The following is a 20376-nucleotide window of genomic DNA, read 5'->3' as shown; positions in this document are numbered from 1 at the left end:
CCGTTGGCATTGCCAGCGGGGCTTTTTATTGAGGCCTTGAAAAGTTACTCCCGCACGATGCGGCGCACGTCGTTGCCCCTGTCGGTGGCCGCGCGTAGCAGGTAGATGCCCGCGGCCGAGCTCGACAGGTCCAGCTGGGCCCGCGTCTGGCCGGGGGCCACTTCCTGCGCGAATAGTACACGGCCGAGCGCGTCGATAACCGTCAGTTTCACCGCTTTGGCGTAGCCCCTGAGTTCTAGGGTGAGCCTGCCATCCGCTGTGGGATTGGGGAACAAGTGCAATGACGTGCCGGTCAGCGGCTGAGCCGTCGATGTCACCGTGAGCGGGGGCGAAGGGAGCGATTGGCAACCAGTGGCCGTGCTGAGGAAGCGCACGGTGTAGGCGCCCGGGGCCGTGGCGCCGGCGGCCGTGTACGTCTGGGCCGTGGCCCCGGCAATGGCCGTGGTGCTCGTGCCCGTGGTCAGGTACCACTGGTAGGCGGTGCCGGCCGGCGCCACGCTACTGGTCATGTGCACCGTGCTGGGCGTGGGGTACGTGTAGGTGTAGGTCGGCGTAGCCGGCAGTGCGTTGATGGTCACGGTGGCCGCGCTCGTCGCGGCGGCGCAGCCACCGGAAGCGGCCACGGTGTTGGTCACGGTGTAGGTGCCCGCCACGGCCGTTGCGCTGACCGTCACCACCCCCGTGGCGGCGTTCACCGACAGGCCCGTGGCGGCGGGCAGCGTGAACGTGCCGGCAGTGCTCGTGCCCAGTGCCGGCGTGAGCGTGCTGGCCGTGCCCGCGCAGCTGCCGGTGGTGGGGTAGCTGAAGGCGGCCGTGGCCGGCGCCGTGATGGTGACGTTCTGCGTGGCCGAGCTGGGACAGGGGCCACTCACCGCGTAGGTCACGGTATATGTACCGGGCGTTGAGGCGCTCAAGTTGATGATGCCCGTGGCCGCAGCCAAACTCAGGCCGGCGGCGGCGGAGAACGTACCCCCTACGGTACCCGTTACGGCCGGCGCGGGATTGGCCCCGCCCACGCAAAACGAGGACCCATTGTAGGCAAATGTGGCCGTGGTGGGCGGGCTCGCCGTGACGGTCGCGGTGGCCGTCGCGGTGCAGCCCGCGGAGTTGGTCACCGTCACGCTGTAGGAACCGCCAGCCGAGACGGTGATGCTGGCGGCGGTGGCCCCCGTGCTCCATAGGTAGGTCCCCGCGCCGCTGGCGGTGAGGGTCACGGCCCCGCCCTGGCAGAGGGCCAGCGGCCCGCTCGGCGTGATGCTCAGCGCAGGCGTGGCATTCACCGTAGCGGTCACCGGCACGCGCGTGCTTTCGCAGCCCGATGCCGCGCGCACGCTGACGTAATAGGTGGTCGTGGCATTCAGCACCGGGGTGGTGTAGGTGGCACCGGTAGCACCCGCAATGCTGGCCCCGCCGGTCGAAGTCGTGTACCAGCTGTAGCCCCCGCCGCTGCCCGGCGTGCCGGAGGCCACCAGGGCCAGTGCCCCGCTGCCGCACCGGCTGCTGCCGGTAACGGCCGGAGCCGCGGGCCGCGGGCCGGTCGTGACGGTGGTGTTCACATAAGCCGAGCCGCAGTTATTGATGTCGCCCGTCACGGAATAAGTGCCGGGCGTGGTCACGGTGATGCTGGCCGTGGTTTGGCCCGTGCTCCAGAAATAGGAGGTGGCACCGCTGGCCGTGAGCGTGACGCTGGAGCCGCTGCAGAGCGCCAGCGGACCGTTGGCCGTGACCGTGACCGTGGGCGGCAGTGTAACGTAGGCCGTCACGGCGGCCCGGGGGCCTTCGCAGGCCGTGCTGCCGCTGCCCGTGGTCACGGCCACGTAATAGGTGGTGGTGGCCGACAGCACGGGGCTGTAGAGTGCCCCCGTTACGCCCGGCAGGGGCGTGCCGCCGGTCGGTACCGTGTACCACGCGTAGCCACTGCTGGCCACGTTGGGCGAACCCGATACACGCAAGGCCACCGGCCCCACGTCGCACCCCGAAGCCGAATAAGGCGTGGTGGTATAAGTGACGCAAAACGGCGCACTGGTGGCCGTTCCGCCAGGAGTGGTCACGGTAAACACCCCGGCGGTGGCGCCTGCAGGGAGCAACAGGGTAATGGCCGTGCCCGTGCTGTTGACGAAGGCGCTGGGCACCGCCACGCCGTTGAGCGTGACCGACGTGCTGCCCACCACGAAGTTGCTGCCCGTCAGCGTTACCGTGGCGCCCACCGTGCCCGTGCTGGGGCTCATGTTGGTGAGCACCGGCGCCGGATAGGGGGCCGCGCCCCGCAGGTTTACCAGGTAAGTACCCAGTTCGGAGGTCAGGCGGAGGAGGCCCGTCCGGGGGCCTACCTGGGTGGGGGTACAGGTAAGCGCAAGCGGGGCGCTGCCGCCGGGCGGCAGGGCCGAGGGCAACGTCCCCGCCAGGGCAAAGTCGCCACTGACCCGAATGTCGGTCAGGGTGAGGGGGGCGGTGCCGACATTGGCCAGCCGGAACGTGACCGGGGGCGAGGTTGCGTTCAGGGCGTAGGTGCCGAAATCGTAGGTGGCTCCGCTACGGTAATACGCGCTGCCCTGCTCCACCCGCAGCTGGGCGGCGGCCAGCGTGGAGTCGGTCAGCGACGCCACAATATTAAAGTCGTTGCTGGACGGGAGGCCGGCACCAGGCAGCGGAATGGGATGGGTACCAAAAGCAGAGGGCAGTTGCGCGGTGCCGGTCACCAGCAGAGTGGTTCCGTTCAGCGCCAATTGGTTGCCGGTTTCGCTGCGCGCGCCACCGCCCTGCCTGACCCAGTTGAAGGTAGTGGCCGGCCCGGCCTCCGTCAGCTTGGCCACGTACACATCCGGAGCTCTCAACCCGGGCGTGGTCGGGAGGGGGGGAGGCGGCAGGGTCTGCGCGCCAAACCGCGTGGCGGTGCCACTGTAGTACCCCGTCAGGTAAATGTTGGCGTTGCGCACCAGCAGCCCGCCCACCCGGGTCGACGTGCCGTTGGCATCGCCCGCTGCCTGAATCCAGTCGCCCACGAAGGTCGTCCCCTGGTCCAGCACCCGGGCCACAAACACGCTGGAAACCGCCGCGCTGACCCCACTTAGCGGGTTGGGATTGGCCAGCGTGAGGGTGCCAATTCTTAACTGCTGGCTATCGAAGTTGCCGGTCAGGTACACGCCGGCGGCATCGGCCGCGAGGGCCTCCACGGTCTCGGCGTACGAGCCACTCCCGCTCACGCCGGTGGCCCAGCTCACCGCCGCGCTGCTGCCGTTGTCGAGGAGCTGCGTGAGGTAGTAGTCGTAGTTGTTGGAGGCGTACAGCGTCGTGCTGCCCAGCGGGAGGATGCCATTGAATTGCCCACTCACGTACACCTTGTTGCTAACCGCGGCCACCTGGGTCACCCGGTCACTGTTGGAGCTGTAGAGCAACCGGGCCCAGCCGGCACTGCCCGAGGGGCCGGCATCGACAAACTTGGCCAGAAACCCGCCCACGCAAACCGAGCAGCGCGAACCGGTCAGGGTGGTGGTGCCACTCGTCACCGAACTGCCATTGGTGTAGCCGCCCACGTACACATTGGTCCCGCTCACGGCCACCGCGGTGCCGCGTTCCGAGCCCAGCCCGCCCACGCGCTGCGCCCACAGGCAACGGGCGCTGGTGCCATCGTCGGTGAGTTTGACCACAAACGCGTCGGACGTCCGGATATTGGCCGTGTTCGGGTCGGTGTTCCCGAGGCTCACTGAGCCCATGGAAAACGCCCGCCCGGTATAAAAGCCGGTGATGTAAATGTTGCTGCCGCTCACCGCCAGGCTGCTCACGGTGTTGTCGTCGTACGAACTGCTACCGGGCACCACCCACACGAAAGTGCCCGTAGCCGGGCTCCATTTGGCGACGAATGCGTCGTTGAAACCCAGGGAGGTGAGACTGGTTGCCCCAAAGCTGACCGTGCCAGAAAAACTACCGGCCATAAAAATATTGCCCGCTGCGTCCGTCGCCGTCGCCGCAATGACTGGTTGGTTGGTCGCAACCGGAAACAGCGCGGCGGCGTTTTCCCAGATAGGGGCTTGCGCCTTAGCGCCCTGAACGAGCGAGATGAGCAGGGCCAGCAGCGAGAGCCGACTGCCCCGCAGCAGAGAGTAGATATAGTTCAGCATAAACGAGAAAGGAATAAGTCACAAAGCTAGGTATCTATGCTGATTCTCTGACCGGTTGAGCCGACAGCGCTTCTCCTTGTCGGCTTGCGTAGTGGGCTTTCCGTCGGTGTGGAAGCCGTCGCGAGCTTCTGTTGGCCCTAGCCCATCATTTCCACTTGTAAGCATTAATAATGGCAAGCGTGTGGGGGCTGTTCTGCCGGTTGTTTACAGGCAGTGGTGGCCACCGACAACGCGTGAAAATGGAGTTTAAGAAACTCATTCATTCGGCGCGTTTCGTAAACTTTGATTCGTAGACGAGTTTCGTAAACTCGCCACGTGCCGCAGTAGCTTGCAGGCACCTGATAGCGGGCTGCTGCTAGTGGTTTGCCGAAAGGAGGGTAATTTTAACGCATGCGTTTACCTGAAGACGACCTGCTGGATATCCAGTGCTTTGTGTATTTCCTCTTCAAGGGCACGTTACACCCCAAGTTGATTGGAGCGGATTACGTTTCCCACTTGGTGCGAGAACCCCACCTGCTTGAAAATGTCTTTCTGCTATTCACCGAGGCACTACGGCAGCATGGCCCGGGTCAACGAGCCGATGACCGGGCAGCAGAGTACCTAGTCGAGTACTTCGTTAACCGGGACATGGAGCAAGCACAGGTGCTGCTGGCCACGGCCCCTGTTGAGCAGCCGGACGACGTTTACGCACACTTTTTTCAGTTGGCCCATCACTTCATTCACAACACCTTTGCTGACCCCATTCAATCGCCCAATTACTTGTTGGGACTCGATGGCGTTGGCACCGATGCGGTGCCCGCCTTTGCCGTGTGGACCAATGTGGTAAACGCGCCGGCACCTGATGAAGCCACGGCATACGCGCGGGCCTTGCGACGAGCCAATGACCGTGCGCGTGCGCAGTTAGACGGAGACATGCCGCAGGAGCCATTCACCGAATGGGAACTGGAGCAAGAAATCTATTAGCGCGGCCTATTCATCAACGCAGCTTAGTAGGTTCACGAAAACGGTGGGATAAATCTACGAGACTGCACGAGTAATTTCGGGGATGAGAGTAGCCATCTACGCCCGGGTATCGACGAAAGACAAAGGCCAGGACCCGGAGAACTAGGTGCACCAGCTGCGCGAGTTTGCCGAGCAGCACGGCACCATCTATAAGGTGTTCACCGAGGAGGTGTCGGGCGGCAAGTCCGACCGCGCCCAGTTTAAGCAGCTACTTCTCGAAGCCTACCAGAAGAAGTTCGACCTGGTCGTGTTCTGGCGGCTGGACCGCTTCAGCCGGGAAGGGGCCCTGCCCACGCTCAAGTACCTGAAGGAACTGCGCGACCATGGGGTGAACTACAAATCCTTCACTGAGCCTTACCTCGACTCCCTCGGGCCGTTCGGCGATGTGATTGTCTCGATGCTGGCCACCATCGCCGCCCAGGACCTGATTAAGATTTCGGAGAACACCAAAGCCTCGCTGGCCAAGAAGAAAGCGGTTGGCATTAAGCTCGGGGCACCCACGAAAAGCCCGGTGGTAGAGCAGGCACGGGTACTGAAGGGGGAGGGAAAGTCGAACGGCTACATCGCCCGCACCCTAGGAATCTCCCCCAGTACGGTGGCCAAATACATAGCCTGAAAGAAACTGCCACCAAAACTGCCACCAGTATTAAAGAAAAAGGCCCTCAGCGTGTGCTGAGGGCCTTTTTTGTGGTCGTGTAAGGAGTCGAACCTTAAACCTTCTGATTCGTAGTCAGATGCTCTATCCAATTGAGCTACACAACCATTTCCCTGTGTTGGGAGCACAAAGGTAAGAGGAGAAAAAGCGGCTGTGCAAGCCACGCGCACTTTTTGCCGCAAGAAAAATGCATGCGTGGCAGCAAGTGGCTAATAATCAGCCGGAGATTTTTTGTTCGTTTCGGCGCCGCCCTGGCGCAATACCCGTTGCAGGGCTCGATTGAAAACGAAATACAGCCCGAACAGCGACGCCGCTACCAAGCCCAGCAGTACCAGCTTGCTGAGTGTGCCCTCGTCGGGGTCGCGTAGGAGGGCCAGCACATCGGAGGCTTTTGTGCCGAGCCAGTAGAAGAACAGGCTGCGCGGCAGCATGCCCAGCACCGAAGCAGCCAGGAAGCGCTTGCGCGGCACGCCCACGATGGCCAGCACAAACGTCATCAGGGCAAAGGGCAGCACCGGCGACAGGCGCGTGAGCAGGATGAGCTGCCAGCTCTGGTTTTGGAGTTCGCCCAGCACGGCCTCGGCCTTGGGGAAGAGGTGCAGGAAGTGGCGCAGCTTGCCGTGGTCGAGGCGCTGGGCCAGCTCGTAGCCGATGGCGGCGGCCAGCGCGTAGGCCAGCACCATGCCCGGCAGCCCCGCCCAGCCAAAGTAGTAGCCCGTCACGATGGCCACAAACGTGGTGGGCGTGAGCGCAAACGCCATCGTAAACGCAATGACCACGAAATACAGCACCGCCTGCCCCGCGCTGAGGTGGTGCAGCAAGTCCTGCTTTTCATACAGTAGCGTCAGCAGCGAGGCCGAGCCCAGCAGCGGCACCGCCACCAGCAGAAACATGGTGAGCAGCGTGGAAAAGTTTTTCTGGAAAAGCTCGCGCAGCAGTCGGAACATAAAGAAGGCCGAAACTCCGCCAGTTGGCAGCAGAGTTTCGGCCTGCAAGTACGGCGGAAAGCCGGGGAGCGGCGAAAAAATTACGCCTCGGGAGTTTCTTCGGTGGGCTCTTCGTCGGGGGCGGGGCCGCCGGCGGGGGCCAGCTTTTTGCCCGTAAAGAAGCGCTTGATGCCCGCCCAGGCGCCGCTGAGCGCCAGCAGGCCCAGCTTCCAGAACTTGAGCAGCACGGCAAACAGGCCCACTTTGGCCAGTACCTTGCCCGCAATGAGCCCGCCGATGCCGTAGGCGGCCACTTCGTCGAGGCCGGAATTAAAGTCGGTGTACTGCTGGCCTTTGGCGAAACTCACGGCATTGAGCAGGCCCGGAATGCTGGCCTTTATATCGCCCAGCTGCTGCTCAGAGCCCACAGCGTTCAGGATGAGCACACCCTTGCGGCCCAGCACGCGCACGTTGTAGTTCAGGGTGTTATCGGGACTGTCGCCGAATTTCAGGGTTTTGGCCCAGTGCAGGGTGTGGGTAGCTTTGTCGTAGTAGGGCGAAGACGCCCAGCCCACCAGCGCCACGGGCTCGTAGCCGGCGGCGGTGCGCTCCTTGTTGGCAGCTGCCATGTCGTCGCGCATTTCCTTCAGCAGGTCGTCGTAGTTGATGTCGTCGGCATCGTCGTCCTTCACGTGGCCCGAGGGGTCGTATTCGATGACGTAGGCCCAGCTGTTCTCATCCAGCGGGTTCAGCTTGCTGGGGAAGAGCATGCCCAGCGACGTGCCGTCGGGGTTGTGCCAGTAGCGGGTGAGCACCGTGCGGCTCTGGGCCGAGTCGAGGTAGCGGAACCCGTTGGGCACTTCAATCTCGCTGATGCCGCCGGGCAGCGTCACGTGGCCTTGCTGGTAGTGCAGCGAATGGTTGAGCGAGTCGAGGAGAAAGGTGCGACGGGCGGCCGAGTCGGCGGCCGTGAGCAGGGGTTTTGGGGTGGCCTGGGCCGCCAGGGGCAGCGCGAGGGTAGCCAGGGCAAGTAGAAAATGCTTCATGCAGAAGGAATACAAATACGTGGATGTGAAAAGGGTTGAAAAAATCAGCAGGCAAGGTAGGCACGGAAGGCGAGCCGGCACCGCCGGCCGTTTCCGATTATTCGCCGACCTTTGCCGCCGGCCCGCGCGGCCCTTCAACTCTCACAGCCCATCCATGAAATTCGCCACCAAAGCCATTCACGCCGGCGTGCACCCAGACCCCGCCACCGGGGCCATCATGACGCCCATCTACCAGACTTCGACCTACGTGCAAACGTCGCCCGGCAAGAACATGGGCTTCGAGTACTCGCGCACGCACAACCCCACCCGCTCGCAGCTGCAGGATGCCCTCGCGGCCCTTGACAATGGCCAGCACGGCCTGGCGTTCGCCTCGGGCATGGCCGCTATGGACTGCGTGATGAAGCTGCTGAAACCCGGCGATGAGGTGATTTCGACCAACGACCTGTACGGCGGCAGCTACCGCCTCTTCACCAAAGTGTACGAGCCGTTCGGCATCAAATTCCACTTCGTGCCCATGCACGACATGGAAGCCGTGCGCGCCGTGGTGAGCGAAAAAACCAAGCTCATCTGGGTCGAAACGCCCACCAACCCGCTGCTCAACGTTATCGACATTGCCGCTGCCGCTGCTGTGGCTAAGGAAGCCGGCGCGCTGCTGGCCGTAGACAACACCTTCAGCACGCCCTATCTGCAAACGCCGATGGACCTTGGGGCCGACATCGTGATGTACTCGCTGACCAAGTACATGGCCGGCCACTCCGATACCGTGATGGGCGCGCTGGTGGTGAACGACGACAGCTTGCACGAGCGCCTGAGCTTCTACCAGAATGCCTGCGGCGGCACGCCCGGCCCGCAGGACTGCTTCTTAGTGCTGCGCGGCCTCAAAACCCTGCACATTCGGATGCAGCGGCACTGCGAAAACGGCCGCGCCGTGGCCGAATACCTGCGCCAGCACCCCAAAGTGGAAAAAGTGTACTGGCCCGGCTTCGAAAACCACCCCAACCACGCGGTGGCCGCAAAGCAGATGCGCGATTTCGGCGGCATGCTTTCCTTCATCCTGAAAGGGGATAAGCAGGAAGATGCTATTGCCGTGCTCGAGAAATTCCAGTACTTCACCCTGGCCGAAAGCCTGGGCGGCGTGGAAAGCCTCAGCGGCCACCCGGCCACCATGACGCACGCCAGCATCCCGGCCGAGCAGCGCCGGAAGTCGGGCCTGAGCGACTCGCTCATCCGCCTGAGCGTTGGTATTGAAGATGCCGAGGATTTGATTGCGGATTTGGCCCAGGCCATTGGGTAATGCGGAGGGCATGCACTGCCGCCGCGCTGGGCGGGCTGCTGAGTTTGGCGCTTCCGGCGGCTCAGCAACCCGCTCCGGCCGCCGGACCAACCAGCCGGGCCAACCTGATACTGGTAGCAACTGCAGCCCAGCCGGCTGAGGTGCTGGCCGGGCTGCGGGCCTATTTGACCAGCAATGGCTTTGTAACGGATACGCTGGACCCCGCCCGCGGCCTGCTCACGACCCGGGTGCAGGAATCGGGGGAAACGCTGACGGAACAGATGAAAATCCGGGCCGTGCGCGTGGCCGATGGCTGGAAGCTGACGGGGGTTTATCTTATGGGCGGACCAATGAATAGCGGTTACACCGCCTTCCCGGCCACATTCTTTGGTCTCAACGATGCTCCGGCGAAAGTTGCTTTCCGGGAGTTGGATGCCGCCGCCCGGGCTATTCCCGGCGGTACGCTGCGCTACGGCCGCGCCAAAGTCCCGTTTGGGGCGTTTACCAAGTGGCAGGATGCGCTGAAGATGCCCTGGTGATTCGGGGCAGTCGTGCAGGGCGTTGGTCAGGCTTGGCGACCAGCACCGGACGATAAACAGTCGAAGAGTTGACCAGACGGCCTCACCAGCAGAATGACGTATGCAGAACCCGCCCATCATCACCCTGCCGCTCTTCCCGGAGCTCGACCGGTTGCTACTGGAGTTGCTGCGCTCCCTCACGCCCGAAGACTGGCAGCGCCCCACCCTGGCCCGCAAGTGGACGGTGAAGGATGTAGTGGCCCACTTATTGGATGGCAACCTGCGCATTGTGTCGATGTTGCGCGACGGATATTTTGGCGAAGCACCGGATGATTTTTCCTATCCCGGCATGGTGGCCTACCTCAATCGCCTGAATGCTGAGTGGGTGCGGGCCATGCATCGGCTCAGTCCGGCCGTGCTCACGGAGCTGCTGGCGCAAACAGGCCCGGCCTACATTACTTACCTGGCCTCGCTCGACCCCTGGGCCCCGGCGGCGTGGTCGGTAGCCTGGGCCGGCGAAAGCGAGTCGCTGAACTGGTTCCACATCGCCCGCGACTACACCGAGAAATGGCACCACCAGCAGCAAATCCGCGAAGCCGTGGGCCAGACCGCGCCGCTACTGGAGCCGAAATTCTTCCGGCCCTTCATCGAAACGATGATGCGGGGGCTGCCGCACGCTTACCGGGCGGTGGCCGCGTCGGTGGGTACCCGGGTGCAGGTGGTGGTGAGCACGGACGCGGGCGGCACCTGGGAACTGGCCCGCGCCGCCGAGGGCTGGCACCTGCAGCCGCCCGGAACAGCCGCGCCAGCCGCCACCCTCACGCTGGCCCCGGCCGATGCCTGGCAGCTGTTTACCAAAGGCTTGAGTGCGGCTAAGGCCCGGGAGCGGGCTGCGGTGGCCGGCGATGAGAACCTGGCCCAGGCCGCCCTGCACATGGTGGCCGTGATGGGGTAGGGGCAAGGGGCGGCAATCTGCATGCGGCGGCGCGGCGTAGGTGTGTCGCTTACTGCCAAACTGCTTATGATGTCGCTGCGCCCGCTGCTGGTTTCTTTGCTGATTTTTTGCTGCAATGGCTGCGCCGTGTCGCCGCCCTCACCGGCTCCCAGCGTTAATGCTCCCGGCGTGTCGTTTCTGGCGCTGGGCGATTCGTATACCATAGGCGAGGGCGAGACGGAGGCGGGCCGCTGGCCCGTGCAGCTGGCGGCGCTGGCCCGGCAGCAGGGCCTGGCCTTGCAGGCGCCCACCCTCATTGCCCGCACCGGCTGGACCACCGCCGAGCTGCAGGCCGCCATCGCCGACGCCCATCCGGCTTCAACCTACGGGCTGGTGTCGCTGCTGATTGGGGTGAACAACCAGTACCGGGGACAGGGCGCGGCGCGCTACCGCCCCGAGTTTCGGGCGCTGCTGCACCAGGCCATCGGCTTTGCCGGCGGGCGGGCCGGGCGGGTAGTAGTGCTGTCCATTCCCGACTGGGGCCAGTCGCCGTTTGGGCAGCAGCAGGGCCGCGATGTGGCGGCTATCGGCCTTGAAATCGACCAGTTCAACGCCGTGGCGCAGGACGAATGCCGCCAGGCCGGCGTGGCCTACGTCGACATCACACCCCTAACCCGCGCCGCGGCCACTGACCGCAGCCAGTTCACCCGCGACGGCCTGCACTACTCCCAATCCCAGATGCGTCAGTGGGCCGAGCGGGTGCTGCCCGTGGTGCAGTCGCAGCTGCAATAAGCTGTATAAGCGACCTGAAAACTCCGCCGGTGAAGCATTAAAAGCGCATTAATGCCTAACCCTGTCCCAACGGATGAGGTTTAAGGAGCAATTCTGTTTTTATTGGTCGGCCTCGCGCCGGCTCTGTTGTGTATGCTTCCCTTTACCGATTGGCGCCGCTGGGGGCGCGTGCTGCCCGGCATTGCGCTGCTGGGACTAGCGGGCTGTAACCTGATTGAATTCAGCCCCAACGACCACCGCGTCCCCGAAGAATTCACCAACCTCACCGAGAAAAACCTGGCCCGGCTGGCTGGCCGCCCGCTGCCCGCCGGCGATACCCTGCGCTTCATCTTCACCGGCGACTCGCAGCAATTCTACGACGAGGCCGAGGCACTGGTAGCCAGCGTGAACCAGCAGCCCGGCATCTCCTTTCTGGTGGTGGCCGGTGACATTTCCGACTTCGGCCTAGCCCGCGAAATGCAGTGGGTAGACGAGAAGCTGCGCCGCCTCACAGTGCCCTACGTCACGGTCATCGGCAACCATGATTTGGTAGGCAATGGCCGGCCCACTTACCAGCACATTTTCGGGGCGTTCAACTACTCGTTCATATACGGCAACACCAAATTCATCATGGTCGACACCAACGGCCGCGAGTATAATTTCGACGGCACGGCCCCCGATTTGGGCTGGTTGAAGCCCCAACTGGCCAATCACGACGGGGCGCGGCGGCAGGTGGTGATTTCGCACGTGCCGCCTACCAACGACGACTTCGACCCCGCCCTGCGCCAGCCCTACGTGCAGGCCCTGCGCGAGGCTCCGAATCTGGTATTTGAGATGAATGGCCACAACCACTCCTCCAGCATCACGCAGCCCTACAACGACGGTGTGACCTACGTCAATTCCGACGCTTTTTCAGAGCGCCACTACATGGTGGTCACCGTGTGGGGCGACAAACAGTTTCGCATCAAACGGGTCGCTTTCTAATGAAAAAATTCCTGCTCTCCGTGCTGCTGCTGGCTGCTGGCGTTCCGGCCTTCGCCACGCCGCCCGATACTGCCGCCGTCGCGGCTCCGCCCATTGGTGCCCGCGCCGCGCGGCCCTGGTACCGCCCCACCCACCTGGCCCTGCAAACCGGCGGCGGCCTGGGCATGGTGGCCGCCGGGGCCGGCTACGAATTCTCGAAAACCCGCCTCGAAACCGATATTCTCATCGGTTACGTGCCGAAGCACTACGCCGGCTCCACGCTCAGCCTGGCTTCGCTGAAGTTTATGTATTCGCCCTTTCACCTGCCGGTGGGCGAGAAGATTCAGGTGGTGCCCCTCACCGTGGGGGCCTATTTCAGCTACACCCACGGCACCATCAACGACGAGCTGAAGGGCCAGTATGCCAGCGACTACTATTGGTTTTCGACCGATACCCGCTATGGTCCGTTGCTGGGCAGCCGCGTCACGTTTCTGACCCCGCCCGTGGCGGCCACCGGCCAGCCGCGCAAAGTGTCGGTGTATTATGAGCTGGGAAGTAACGATTTATACCTGGCCAGCTACCTCAACAATCGCAACGGCGGCCTGGGCTTCGGCCAGCTGCTGACGTTGGCGCTGGGTATAAAAGCGGACTTTTAGCCCAAGCCATCAAAACAAGCTTTCCCGGCGCTGCATCAAACATTGCGGCCGCTGCTGCGTCTACGCCTGCGATGAAACCAGTAGCCTCCGCCCGCCTGCAAGCCGTTCGCCACGGCAAAATCTATCAAAACGCCGTGCCCACCAGCGTCAGCCCGCCCTCTGGCTACGGCACACTGATGAAGCGCTGGTTGTTTGAGAAAGCCGAGCGGGAGCCCAAAAAGCCCCTCGGCCCTTTCCACGCCGATGCCGCCGCCCTGGCCGCCCCCGTGCCGGCCGATGCCCTGCGCGCCACCTGGCTGGGCCACAGCAGCATGCTGCTCGAAATCGACGGCCACCGCTTCCTCACCGACCCGGTGTGGAGCGAGCGGGTGTCGCCCTCGCAGCTGATGGGGCCAAAGCGGTTTTTTGCCCCGCCGCTGCCCTTGGATAAGCTGCCAAAGCTCGACGCCGTTATCCTCTCGCACGACCATTACGACCACCTTGATTCGGCCGCCATTCGCGTGTTGGGGCGCACGGGCGTACCATTTTTCTGCCCGCTGGGCGTGGGCGCGCACCTGCGCCGCTGGGGCGTGCCCGCCGCCAACATCACCGAGCTGAGCTGGTGGGAAACCGCCCCACTGGGCGACGACTTCACGCTGGCGGCCACGCCGGCCCGCCATTTCTCGGGCCGGGGCCTCACCCGCAACGATACCCTCTGGGCCTCGTGGTGCCTGCTGGGGCCGACGCACAAGGTGTTTTTCGGTGGCGACTCCGGCCCCTTCGAGGAAGGCTTCCGGCAGATAGGGGAGGCCTACGGGCCGTTCGATTTGACCATGCTGGAAATCGGTGCTTCCGACCCCGAGTGGGCCGATATCCACATGGGCCCCGACCACGCCCTCACGGCCCACCGGCTGCTGGGCGGCGGCCCGCTGCTGCCGCTGCACTGGGGCACGTTCAACCTGGCATTCCACGCCTGGCAGCAGCCCGTGCAGCGCCTGCTCGAAGCCGCCGGCCCGGAGGTAGCGCTGCTGCTGCCTGCCCCCGGCCAGCGCGTAGACGTGGCCGCCGGCCCGCTCAACTCGCGCTGGTGGGAGCGGTAGAATAAGTGGTTAAATAAGCGCGGCCGTAAACAATTATTGCGTCCGCCGCTTATACCCACTCGATTCCGGCCGCAGCCGTGGCCCGGCAATCCGACTTTATTTTTACCGCGTGATACAATTTCTCACAGCCGCCCCTTTATCGGGAAATCGGCTGGCCTCCACCAGCTTTTCCCCAAACCTTGCCAGCCTGTCCGTGCCCATGCACGCGGCGATGGTAGGGTGCTGTTGCTGTTGTTGTTAGGCTAGAGCGTTGGCCGGTGTGCACAGGTGATTTCCTTGCCCAGCCAAATGCCAGACCAGAAAAGTGCGGGATGCTGCCCCGGTGCCAATAGCCGCGCCGCGAGAAAGCTGCACAGCAACCTTTTGGTTGCTTATACTATATAATTTATTGGTTTTGTGGACGTCTATGGCGTCGGAGTTGCCATACGGCCGGCTCCGGCCAACGGCCGCCGTGGCTTTTCTTTTTCCTGGGTTTATCCGGCCCAAAACCCGCTGAGGCGGCCGCCGGAATCCCGTTTTACTTCCCCTTTTTCTTATGACACATCCCACAACTACCCGAATCGGGCTGGTAGCGCTGCTTTTGTGGCTGACCACTGCCGCTGCCTGGGCTCAGAATCTCACCGTAACCGGCCGCGTGCTCGACGCCACCGGCCAAAGCCAGCCCGGCGTGACCGTGCTGGAGCAAGGCACCACCAACGGCACCAGCACCGACGGCGACGGCCGTTTTACCCTCAGCAACGTGCCCGGCACGGCCACGCTGGTCTTTTCCGCCGTGGGCTCGCTCACCCAAACGATACCACTGAATGGCCGCACCAGCCTCGAAATTCGCCTCGCCGCCAACCAGACTGAGCTGAACGAAGTGGTCGTAACGGGCTCGCGCGCTACCGAGGGCCGCTCCAACATCCTCACCACCTCGCCGGTGGATGTGATTTCGGCCCGCGAAATCAAGGCGTACGCCCAAACCGACGTTACCCAGATTCTGACATACATCGCGCCCTCGTTCCAGAGCACGCGCCAGACCGTGACCGACGGCACCGATTTTGTGGACCCCGCCACGCTGCGCGGCCTCGGCCCCGACCAGGTGCTGGTGCTCGTGAACGGCAAGCGTCGCCACACGTCAGCCCTCGTCAACATCAACGGCACGCCCGGCCGCGGCTCGGTGGGCACGGATATGAACGTGATTCCGCCCGCCGCCATCAAGCGGATTGAGGTGCTGCGCGACGGCGCCGCTGCTCAGTACGGCTCCGATGCCATCGCCGGCGTCATCAACATTCAGCTGAAGGACGACACCACCGGCATCAGCGTGAGCAGCACCGCCGGCCAGACCACCAAGAGCGACGGCCAGTTGTTCCAGGCCGATGCCAACCTCGGTTTCGGCCTCGGCCACCGGGGCTTTGTGGACGTGAGCGGCCAGTTCTCGAATCGCAGCTACGTGGACCGCAGCGGACTCGATACGGCCCCGCTCATCTACCTGGGCACCACCGGCGGCAACTACCCGGCCGGCCTCAGCGACGCCCAAAAACTCGACCTGAAAGCCCGGGACAACGCCCTGGTGGCTCAGAACGGCTTCAACCGCCGCGACATCCGGGTGGGTAGCGCCGATACGCGCACCTACGGTAGCTTCGTGAATGCGGCCTATACGCTGGCCCCCAGCATCGGCCTCGAAGCCTATTTTTCGGGCGGCCTCACGCGCCGCACGGGCTCGTCGGGCGCGCTGTACCGGCTGCCCACGCAGGTCACCCAAACCGATGCCAGCATCTACCCCAACGGCTTCCTGCCCTTCATCAACAGCACCGTGAACGACGGCTCGGCCATCGTGGGTTTGCGCGGCAAGGTCTTCGGCTTCGCGGCTGATGTGAGCAATACCTATGGCCGCAACGCGCTCAAATACAACATTACCAACACGCTGAACGCCTCGCTGCCGGCCGGCACCAGCCCCACCAGCTTCTATGCCGGCGAGCTGGCTTTTCAGCAGAATACGACCAACTTGGGCTTCACCCGCAAGTTCGTTGAGGTGGGCCCGCTGGCCACGCTGAACGTGGCGTTCGGCGGCGAGTTTCGGGTGGATAACTTCCAGATTAACGCCGGTGATGAGGGCTCTTATATCCTCGGGCCGCGCCTGGTGAACGGTACGCCGGCTGCCGCGGGCTCACAGGGTTTTGCCGGCTACCGGCCTTCCGATGCGCTGAACCGGAGCCGCAACAACGTGTCGGGCTACATTGATTTGGAAAGTGACCTGACCGATAAGCTACTGGTGGACGTAGCCGGCCGCGCCGAGCGCTACTCCGATTTCGGCTCGAACGTGAGCGGCAAAGTGGCCGCCCGCTACAGCATTCTCGACGACCTGGCCCTGCGCGGCGCACTCAGCAACGGCTTCCGGGCGCCCTCGCTCCAGCAGCGCTACTTCACTAATTCGAGCACCCAGTTTACCAGCGGCGAGCTGCGCGAAGTGCTGACCACCAATAACGACGACCCCATCACCAAAGCCTTCGGCATTGGCTCGCTGAAGCAGGAAAAGTCGACCAATTACAGCCTCGGTCTAACGGCGCGCCTCTTCAAAACCATCACGCTGACCGTGGATGCCTACCAGATTGACATCCGCGACCGCATCGTGCTCAGCTCGCAGTTCAGCCGCGGTAATGCGGCCGTGGCCGCCATTCTCGCCGCCAACCCGCGCCCCGGCCAGAACCCGGTGCAGGGCGTGCAGTTTTTCGCCAACGCCGTGAACACCCGCACCCAAGGCATCGACATCGTGGCCAATGAGCGCCTGACCCTCGGCCCCGACAGCCGCCTGACCCTGACGGCTGCCGCCAACTTCAACGAAACCGTGGTGCGCAGCTTCAACAGCTCCAGCACCATCGACAACAATGCCAGCCTGCAAAACACGCTGTTTGACCGCGCCCAGCGCGCCCGCCTCGAAAACGGCCAGCCCCGCAGCAAAATCAACCTGAGCGCCGATTACGGTTACAAAATCTTCGGCCTGAACCTGCGCACCGTGCGCTTCGGCGAAGTGCAGACCAAGGACGCCGACCCCACCCGCTCGTTCATCGACCAGACGTTCTCTGCCAAATGGGTGACCGACCTGACCCTGAGCGCGCAGGTTATTAAGAACATCGGTCTGAGCGTGGGCGTGAACAACCTGTTTAACGTTTACCCTGACCGCCTCTACCAGGACCCCAACAACAACGAGCAGAGCCTGAACTACACCACCCTCGACGCCACCAACCGGGGCCGCTTCCCCTACGGCTCCAACCAGTTCGGTTTCAACGGTGCGTTCTACTTCGGCCGCGTGAATTTCACGCTGTAATTCTGCCGTTTTTATTGCTGAAAAAGCCAGCTCCGTACCCGGGGCTGGCTTTTTTGCTGGTTGGCTGGCGGGTGATAAGGCGCGGAGGAAGTCGGGCCTGAGCAACAGGCGATGCTATTAGCAGTTAAAATATATAAAATATAATATTTTTATAGTACTTTCCATCGTCTTCCTGCATTTCTGCGATTTATGGCCGCGGGCTTGGTCCGGCGGGCACAAAAGCGCCGTCGCAGGGCAAGGGCCACTGTCGCATCTTCTTATCACTAAAAACTTCGCTGTATGAAAACTCTTCTACTTCTCATTTTGCTGGTGCTGATGGCCGGGGCTGCGGCCCAGGCGCAGAAATCGACCGTAACGGGCCGGGTTGTGGGAGCGCAGGGCGAGGGGCTGCCCGGCGCCACGGTGCTGGAACGTGGCACCAGCAACGGCACCAGCACGGGTTCCAGCGGCGATTTTACGCTCTCGGTCGACCCCGGCGCCATCATCACGGTGCAGGCCATTGGCTACGCCACCCAGCAGATTCCGCTCAACGGCCGCACCACGCTGGACGTGCGCCTGGTAGCTACTGCCCAGGATTTGAACGAGGTCGTCGTCACCGGCTCACGGGCTTCTGAGGGTCGCTCCAACATCCTCACCACAGCCCCGGTCGATGTGATTTCGGCCCGTGAAATCAAGGCCTACGCCCAGACCGACGTGGCCCAGGTACTGTCCTACGTGGCGCCCTCGTTTCAGTCGTCGCGCCAAACCATTTCCGATGGCACCGACCACATCGACCCCGCCAGCCTGCGCGGCCTCGGCCCCGACCAGGTGCTGGTGCTCGTGAACGGCAAGCGCCGCCACAATTCCTCGCTCGTGAACATCAACGGTACCATCGGGCGCGGCTCGGTGGGCACCGATTTGAACGTGATTCCCACCGCCAGCATCAAGCGGATTGAGGTGCTGCGCGACGGGGCGGCCGCCCTCTACGGCTCCGATGCCATTGCCGGCGTTATCAACATTCAGCTTAAAGACGACTCGACGGGCGTGACGGCCAGCAGCACCGTGGGCCAGACCGTGGAAAAGGACGGCGGCGTGATTCAGGCCGATTTCAATGTGGGCATTGGCCTGAACAAGCGCGGCTACCTCGATTTGAGCGGCCAGTTTCAGAAGCACAATGCCTACAACCGCGGCTTTGCCGACACGGCCCCGCTCATTTATCTCGGCAATAATGGCGGCAACTACCCCGCCAGCGCCACTACCGAGCAGGCCCGCCGCGACCTCAAGGCCCAGGACGATGCCCTGGTGGCCCAGCGCGGCTTCAACCGCAACGACCTGCGCATCGGCAACGCCGCTACGCGCAACTACGGCGGCTTTCTCAACGGGGCCTACCGCCTCGGGCAAGGCTACGAAGTGTACGTATCGGGCGGAGCCACGTACCGCACGGGCACGTCGGCGGGTTTCAACCGCCTGCCCAATCAGGCCACCCAGAGCGACCTCACGCTGTTTCCAAACGGTTTTCTGCCGCTCATCAACACCACTATTTACGACCAGTCGGCCATTGTGGGCCTGCGCAAAGTCTTCAGTGAATTCGCGATTGACCTGAGCAACACTTTCGGCCGCAACGAGCTGCGCTACGACATCAGCAACACCGTAAATGCCTCGCTGCCACAGGGCCCCGGCATTGTGAATCCCACCGATTTCTACGCCGGTCGGCTGGCCTTCCTGCAAAATACCACCGACCTGGGCGTGTCGCGCAAATTCACGGACGTGGGCTTTCTGCCCACCGTGAACCTGGCTTTTGGCGGCGAGTTTCGCTACGATAAATTCCTGATTGGCAAGGGCGAATACGCGTCCTACATCAACGGCGGCCGCCTGATTGGGACCACGCCCGCGGCTTCGGGCTCGCAGGTGTTTCCCGGCTACCAGGCGCAGGACGAGGTGAACAAGAGCCGCACGAACGTGGCGGGCTACGTCGATTTGGAAAGCGACATCACCGAAAAGCTGCTGGTGCACCTGGCGGGCCGGGTCGAGAATTACTCCGATTTCGGCAGCAGCGTGAGCGGCCAGGCCGCCGCCCGCTTCAGCATTCTGGAGGGGCTGGCGTTGCGCGGGTCCATCGGCAACGGCTTCCGGGCGCCGTCGTTGCAGCAGCGCTACTTCACCAACACCAGCACGCAGTTTGTGAACGGCCTGCCCAACCAGGTGCTCACCGTGAACAACGACAACCCCATCGTGCGCAACCAGGCCACGGACGCGCAGCCGGGCTTTGGCCTGGGCGCCCTCACCAAGGAAAACTCGCGCAACTACAGCCTGGGCCTCACCGCCCGCGTGGCCCGCACCATCACCCTGACGGTGGATGCCTACCAGATTGACATCGACAACCGCATTGTGCTCTCGTCGCAGTTCACCCGCACCAACCCCACGGTGAACACCATTCTGGGCACGCGCGACGTGAGCCGGGTGCAGTTTTTCGCCAATGCCGTGGATACCCGCACCCGGGGCATCGACATCGTGGCCAACGAGCGCATTGCGCTGGGCGACAAAAGCCGGCTGGGCCTGACGGCTGCCGCCAACTTCAACGAAACCACGGTGCGCGCCTTCAACAGCACGTCCACCACCATCAACAACGACCCGACCACCGGCACCGCCAGCCTGCAAAACACGCTGTTCGACCGCCAGCAGCGCGCCCGCCTCGAATCGGGCAACCCGCGCTCGAAAATCAACCTCTCGGCCAACTACGGCTACGGCATCTTCGGCATCGAAGCCCGGACCGTGCGCTTCGGCGAGGTGCAGTACAAGGACGCCGACCCCGCCCGCTCGTTCATCGACCAAACCTTTGCTGCCAAATGGGTGACCGACCTGACCCTGAGCGCCCAAATCACCAAGCAAATTGGCGTCATCGTGGGCGTGAACAACCTGTTCAACGTCTACCCCGACAAGTTCTTCCAGAACCCCCGCAACAACGAGTTCAACTTCTCCGTCGACCCCAACCTGAGCTACAACTCCACCCTCGACAACACCAACCGGGGCCGTTTCGTGTACCCCGCCAACCAGTTCGGCTTCCAGGGTGCTTTCTACTTCGGGCGGGTGAACGTAACGCTGCCGTAGCGGCTACGCGAGTCATTAAAAAGGCCGCCCTGGCTCCAGAG

General features: G+C 63.4%; 14 protein-coding genes and 1 tRNA gene. 11 read left to right on the top strand and 4 right to left on the bottom strand.

The annotated features are described in order from the left end of the window. Positions 1 to 44: 44 nt before the first annotated feature. On the bottom strand, positions 45 to 4118 hold the full coding sequence (locus ACYU7Q_RS09035) for an Ig-like domain-containing protein (protein ID WP_460609122.1): 4074 nt from the start codon (positions 4116 to 4118) through the stop codon (positions 45 to 47). A 390-nt stretch (positions 4119 to 4508) separates the two neighbouring features. On the opposite strand from ACYU7Q_RS09035, the gene ACYU7Q_RS09030 reads away from it, so the two are divergent. Both ACYU7Q_RS09030 and ACYU7Q_RS09025 read left to right on the top strand, forming a co-directional pair. Beyond that, on the top strand, positions 4509 to 5081 hold the full coding sequence (locus ACYU7Q_RS09030) for a DUF7677 family protein (RefSeq protein ID WP_460609121.1): 573 nt from the start codon (positions 4509 to 4511) through the stop codon (positions 5079 to 5081). 145 nt (positions 5082 to 5226) lie between these two features. After that, complete coding sequence (locus ACYU7Q_RS09025; protein ID WP_460609120.1) at positions 5227 to 5736, top strand: recombinase family protein; 510 nt, start codon at positions 5227 to 5229, stop codon at positions 5734 to 5736. Between the two features lie 72 nt (positions 5737 to 5808). Here the strand turns inward: ACYU7Q_RS09025 and ACYU7Q_RS09020 are convergent. The 3 genes from ACYU7Q_RS09020 to ACYU7Q_RS09010 all read right to left on the bottom strand — a co-directional run bounded on the left by ACYU7Q_RS09020 (position 5809) and on the right by ACYU7Q_RS09010 (position 7747). Next, positions 5809 to 5882 (bottom strand) — tRNA-Arg (locus tag ACYU7Q_RS09020). 102 nt (positions 5883 to 5984) lie between these two features. Beyond that, complete coding sequence (locus tag ACYU7Q_RS09015; protein WP_460609119.1) at positions 5985 to 6722, bottom strand: TVP38/TMEM64 family protein; 738 nt, start codon at positions 6720 to 6722, stop codon at positions 5985 to 5987. An 80-nt stretch (positions 6723 to 6802) separates the two neighbouring features. Continuing rightward, complete coding sequence (locus ACYU7Q_RS09010) at positions 6803 to 7747, bottom strand: DUF2167 domain-containing protein (protein ID WP_460609118.1); 945 nt, start codon at positions 7745 to 7747, stop codon at positions 6803 to 6805. A 154-nt stretch (positions 7748 to 7901) separates the two neighbouring features. Here ACYU7Q_RS09010 and ACYU7Q_RS09005 point away from each other — a divergent pair, with 154 nt between their 5' ends. The 9 genes from ACYU7Q_RS09005 (at position 7902) to ACYU7Q_RS08965 (ending at position 20335) form a co-directional block, all read left to right on the top strand. Further along, positions 7902 to 9041: a trans-sulfuration enzyme family protein gene (locus ACYU7Q_RS09005; RefSeq protein WP_460609117.1), complete on the top strand. Its 1140-nt coding sequence runs from the start codon at positions 7902 to 7904 to the stop codon at positions 9039 to 9041. Next, positions 9041 to 9559, top strand: coding sequence for a hypothetical protein (locus ACYU7Q_RS09000; protein ID WP_460609116.1), 519 nt, complete (start codon positions 9041 to 9043; stop codon positions 9557 to 9559). The genes ACYU7Q_RS09005 and ACYU7Q_RS09000 overlap by 1 nt, the downstream gene beginning before the upstream one ends. Before the next feature lie 100 nt (positions 9560 to 9659). Beyond that, positions 9660 to 10493, top strand: coding sequence for a maleylpyruvate isomerase N-terminal domain-containing protein (locus tag ACYU7Q_RS08995; RefSeq protein ID WP_460609115.1), 834 nt, complete (start codon positions 9660 to 9662; stop codon positions 10491 to 10493). 66 nt (positions 10494 to 10559) lie between these two features. Next, positions 10560 to 11264, top strand: coding sequence for an SGNH/GDSL hydrolase family protein (locus ACYU7Q_RS08990; RefSeq protein WP_460609114.1), 705 nt, complete (start codon positions 10560 to 10562; stop codon positions 11262 to 11264). Between the two features lie 132 nt (positions 11265 to 11396). Next, positions 11397 to 12227 carry a metallophosphoesterase family protein gene (locus tag ACYU7Q_RS08985; RefSeq protein WP_460609113.1) on the top strand — a complete coding sequence of 277 codons (831 nt, stop codon included), beginning with the start codon at positions 11397 to 11399 and terminating at the stop codon, positions 12225 to 12227. Continuing rightward, on the top strand, positions 12227 to 12862 hold the full coding sequence (locus ACYU7Q_RS08980; protein ID WP_460609112.1) for a hypothetical protein: 636 nt from the start codon (positions 12227 to 12229) through the stop codon (positions 12860 to 12862). Before ACYU7Q_RS08985 ends, ACYU7Q_RS08980 begins: the two co-directional genes overlap by 1 nt. A 71-nt stretch (positions 12863 to 12933) precedes the next feature. Then, positions 12934 to 13941, top strand: a complete 1008-nt coding sequence (locus ACYU7Q_RS08975; RefSeq protein ID WP_460609111.1) for an MBL fold metallo-hydrolase — start codon at positions 12934 to 12936, stop codon at positions 13939 to 13941. 535 nt (positions 13942 to 14476) lie between these two features. After that, positions 14477 to 17248, top strand: a complete 2772-nt coding sequence (locus tag ACYU7Q_RS08970) for a TonB-dependent receptor (RefSeq protein WP_460609110.1) — start codon at positions 14477 to 14479, stop codon at positions 17246 to 17248. Between the two features lie 279 nt (positions 17249 to 17527). Next, positions 17528 to 20335: a TonB-dependent receptor gene (locus ACYU7Q_RS08965; RefSeq protein ID WP_460609109.1), complete on the top strand. Its 2808-nt coding sequence runs from the start codon at positions 17528 to 17530 to the stop codon at positions 20333 to 20335. The last annotated feature ends 41 nt before the right edge of the window (positions 20336 to 20376 follow it).

It is taken from the genome of Hymenobacter terrigena, from assembly GCF_054776515.1.
Note: the sequence above shows the minus strand (reverse complement) of the source record. Positions and strands in the feature narration are given on the sequence as shown.

Coding starts and splice junctions, on each gene's coding strand:
- ACYU7Q_RS09035 (WP_460609122.1), bottom strand. CDS start 4,118: ATGCTGAACTATATCTACTCTCTGCTGCGGGGCAGTCGGCTCTCGCTG.
- ACYU7Q_RS09030 (WP_460609121.1), top strand. CDS start 4,509: ATGCGTTTACCTGAAGACGACCTGCTGGATATCCAGTGCTTTGTGTAT.
- ACYU7Q_RS09015 (WP_460609119.1), bottom strand. CDS start 6,722: ATGTTCCGACTGCTGCGCGAGCTTTTCCAGAAAAACTTTTCCACGCTG.
- ACYU7Q_RS09010 (WP_460609118.1), bottom strand. CDS start 7,747: ATGAAGCATTTTCTACTTGCCCTGGCTACCCTCGCGCTGCCCCTGGCG.
- ACYU7Q_RS09005 (WP_460609117.1), top strand. CDS start 7,902: ATGAAATTCGCCACCAAAGCCATTCACGCCGGCGTGCACCCAGACCCC.
- ACYU7Q_RS09000 (WP_460609116.1), top strand. CDS start 9,041: ATGCGGAGGGCATGCACTGCCGCCGCGCTGGGCGGGCTGCTGAGTTTG.
- ACYU7Q_RS08995 (WP_460609115.1), top strand. CDS start 9,660: ATGCAGAACCCGCCCATCATCACCCTGCCGCTCTTCCCGGAGCTCGAC.
- ACYU7Q_RS08990 (WP_460609114.1), top strand. CDS start 10,560: ATGATGTCGCTGCGCCCGCTGCTGGTTTCTTTGCTGATTTTTTGCTGC.
- ACYU7Q_RS08985 (WP_460609113.1), top strand. CDS start 11,397: ATGCTTCCCTTTACCGATTGGCGCCGCTGGGGGCGCGTGCTGCCCGGC.
- ACYU7Q_RS08980 (WP_460609112.1), top strand. CDS start 12,227: ATGAAAAAATTCCTGCTCTCCGTGCTGCTGCTGGCTGCTGGCGTTCCG.
- ACYU7Q_RS08975 (WP_460609111.1), top strand. CDS start 12,934: ATGAAACCAGTAGCCTCCGCCCGCCTGCAAGCCGTTCGCCACGGCAAA.
- ACYU7Q_RS08970 (WP_460609110.1), top strand. CDS start 14,477: ATGACACATCCCACAACTACCCGAATCGGGCTGGTAGCGCTGCTTTTG.
- ACYU7Q_RS08965 (WP_460609109.1), top strand. CDS start 17,528: ATGAAAACTCTTCTACTTCTCATTTTGCTGGTGCTGATGGCCGGGGCT.